This is a genomic window from Peribacillus sp. NPDC060253 (genome assembly GCF_042727425.1).
In the GTDB taxonomy this organism is placed as follows: Bacteria; Bacillota; Bacilli; order Bacillales; family DSM-1321; genus Peribacillus.
Genome location: NZ_JBHXAS010000232.1, coordinates 1 through 3,190, shown reverse-complemented (window position 1 = coordinate 3,190; position 3,190 = coordinate 1). Strand labels below are relative to the sequence as shown.

The following is a 3,190-nucleotide window of genomic DNA, read 5'->3' as shown; positions in this document are numbered from 1 at the left end:
AAAATTAAAAGGCATGAGCCCGGTAGATTACCGGATTCATGCCCTCAAGGCTGCCTAATTAAATAAAGTGTCTAACTTTTTGGGTTCACTTCATAATCGGCACTCTTTTTCTCCATCTTCACCTATCCAAAAAAGCTTCCAATCTTTTTTTTACATCATTCCATTCGTTCTCGATTATGCTGAAAACCACTGTATTCCTTATCCTTCCATCTTTCAGCTTTTTCTCCATCCTTAAAATGCCTTCTTCATGGGCGCCGAGCCTGGTTATTGCTGCACGCGATCTTTTGTTCAATTCATCCGTCCTGAATTCAACCCGTTTCATATGCCACCTTTCAAAAGCGTGCTGCAATAGAAGGTACTTACATTCAGTGTTAACGGCTGTCCGCCATTTGTCGGGATGATACCAAGTTGCTCCGATTTCCAGGGATTGATTGTCAAACTGGATACTTCTTAGGCTCGTGCTCCCGATTACGGAAACATTTGTTTGATCGACAACGACAAATGGATGATGAAGTTCCTGTTCCCTTGCTCGAATGCCTTCCTTTACATAGGAAACGGCATCCTCATATGACAAAATCTTTGTGGCGCTCCATTCCCAGATTTCAGATGGCAGGGAAGCTGCATAAAGCGGTTCAATATGATGCTCCATCATTGGGGTGAGGATCACGTGTTTCCCGAATAGTTCAATATGCTCCATAGTCTCCTCCTCTTGATTGATATCTTCATTATAGAAACATTCTGATCCTGTAAAAAGGACCAAAGCTGATATAATTTATGGAACCAGTTTAAAAGGAGGGCCAAATGTTTGAAATCACGCTAACTTTAGATAAAAAGAATAGAGAAGCGTTATATCTCCAATTGTATAAATACTTTAAAGCGGAAATCCAGAATGGACAAATAAAAGCCGGAATGAAATTGCCTTCTAAACGAAAGCTAGCTGCTCATTTAGGGATAGGCCTGAATACTGTAGATACGGCATATCAGCAGTTGATGGCGGAAGGGTATGTGGAAAGTCAATTAAGGAAAGGTTTCTACGCAGCCGATTTAGAACCGATCTCACCTTTGAATGAACCGTTGCCTGTTAAAGCAGGGATGATAGGCCCACAAGATGAACGGAGTAAGATAGATTACAATCATGGCCGGGTGGACGTTGATTCTTTCCCGCATGCGGTATGGAAAAAATGCTTAAACAATACGTTGTATCTACAGGAAAGGGAAATGTTCATCAGCGGTGATCCTCAAGGGGAATGGGGACTCCGGGCTGAGATTTCTTCCTATCTTTTTCAATCTAGAGGAGTCCGCTGTGGTGCGGAACAGGTCATTATCGGGGCAGGTACACAGTATTTCATCCATTTACTGCGGTTACTTCTTGGAAATGAGCGGATTTTTGGGTTGGAGGATCCTGGCTTTCATCGAGTTAGGCAGGTACTGAGGTTGGAGGGAGCTGAAATGGCATTCATTCCATTAGATGAAAGCGGTATGAATGTTGACTCATTAAAAAATAGTGAGGCTGATGTTGCTTATGTCACCCCTTCTCATCAGTTTCCTTCCGGCATGATCATGCCGATAGCCAGAAGGGTGGAATTATTGAATTGGGCTGGGGAAAAAAAGGGTTATATTATTGAAGATGATTATGACGGTGAATTCCGTCATACAGGTAAACCGATTCCGTCCTTGCAGGGGTTGGACACAAATGGAAAGGTCATTTACCTAGGCACGTTTTCAAAGTCGTTCATTCCTACAATTAGGGTCGGCTATATGGTGTTACCCAAAGAGCTAGCTTGCCGCTATCAGGAGAACTTAATAGGATACAAACAGACCGTTTCCAGAATGATTCAGGAAACGCTCTGTCTTTTTATGAAAAATGGGCATTGGGAACGCCATCTGAATAAAATGCGTACGATTTATCGTAAAAAGAACAAGGTGTTGCTGAATGCAATTGAAGAGAACTTTCATGATCGTGTAGCCGTAATCGGTGAAAAGTCAGGATTACACGTTCTGTTAAAAGTAAAAAGCAGTAGCAGTGAATCAGAGCTTATTCAAAAGGCAGCCAGTGTTGGGGTTAAAGTCCATCCAACTTCAGTTTATCATTCAAAGAAGGTAAAAGAGCCGACTGTCTTGATAGGGTACGGTGGATTAACCGAAAAGGAAATCGAAGAAGGAATCCAACTTTTAAAAAAGGCATGGCCATATTTCGATGGAAACTAGGGTAGTGGCCAATGGAAGACCATGGCTCACACTAATTCAACAATCATATAAGACATTTAGTTTCTTATATTATTGAGGATTTTAAGGACCGTTTGGAAAAAAAAGTCCTGTTCTTCTTCTGTAATGCCTTCCAGGGCTTTTCCTTCGATCTTATCTGCTATCTTAAGGCATTTGGTATGTACTTCTTTGCCTCGGGGAGTCAGTTCGATTCGTTTTTCCTGTTCATCTTTTCCAGGGACCTGCTTAATCATATTATTCTGTTCCATGCTGTTGACCGAACGTGTGATGATAACACTATCTACGTCCAAGTAGCTGCATATATCGGGTATGGTGGAATATCCACAGTTTTTTAAATAATTCAAGATCGTCCACTGATTGTGGTAAATTTCAAGGGTTGTAATTTGTTCATTCATTTTGCTGACTAATGATCTGGATACTTGTAAATATTGATGAAATAATTGAGTAGGGTTCGTCATATGATTCTCCTTTATAATGGTCGACCAATCCATTATATTCTTTAATTCTTAAAAGTCTATTGTAAAGAATCATTCATTTCAGTCAATGTTTAATTTTGGAAGAGAAGGAGGTATGGGAAAGACGAGGGTGGAATATGAACGCGGGTAACCGAATCTTCTATATCATCAAATAACAATGCACCAGCATCCACTAACCTGAATGGATAACAAACAATCGATATGAAAAACAGATGCTCCGAAAAAAATCCAGTGGTGGCAACTGCGGAAATAAATCCTGATGGTATCATCAACTGCCCTCAACGAGAAACGAAAAGCTACCATTTGCATATGTGGGAAGCAAAAAAAGAGTTCAAATTGATCATCGAGTTAAAATCACTGGCACGAGTTGATCGAAAGTAATCATTTCAAGTTGATCTCGCTGAATAGAATCATGTTTAGAAAGCATCCTTATCATCTCAAGTTTTATTACTTCCATTTTAAAACAAAAAACCAGCCTCCTAAGGCCC

At 40.5% G+C, this 3,190-nt stretch carries 3 protein-coding genes; 1 reads left to right on the top strand and 2 read right to left on the bottom strand.

The features are described from left to right. Positions 1-118: 118 nt before the first annotated feature. Positions 119-697, bottom strand: a complete 579-nt coding sequence (locus tag ACFWE9_RS26425; protein WP_230158303.1) for a GNAT family N-acetyltransferase — start codon at positions 695-697, stop codon at positions 119-121. Positions 698-801: 104 nt separating this feature from the next. Here ACFWE9_RS26425 and pdxR point away from each other — a divergent pair, with 104 nt between their 5' ends. Then, positions 802-2,208, top strand: a complete 1,407-nt coding sequence (pdxR, locus tag ACFWE9_RS26420; RefSeq protein WP_230158305.1) for a MocR-like pyridoxine biosynthesis transcription factor PdxR — start codon at positions 802-804, stop codon at positions 2,206-2,208. Between the two features lie 56 nt (positions 2,209-2,264). Here pdxR and ACFWE9_RS26415 read toward each other — a convergent pair whose 3' ends face one another. Continuing rightward, a complete protein-coding gene (locus tag ACFWE9_RS26415; protein ID WP_230158307.1) occupies positions 2,265-2,684 on the bottom strand; it encodes a MarR family winged helix-turn-helix transcriptional regulator in 420 nt (139 codons plus the stop codon). Positions 2,685-3,190 lie beyond the last annotated feature (506 nt).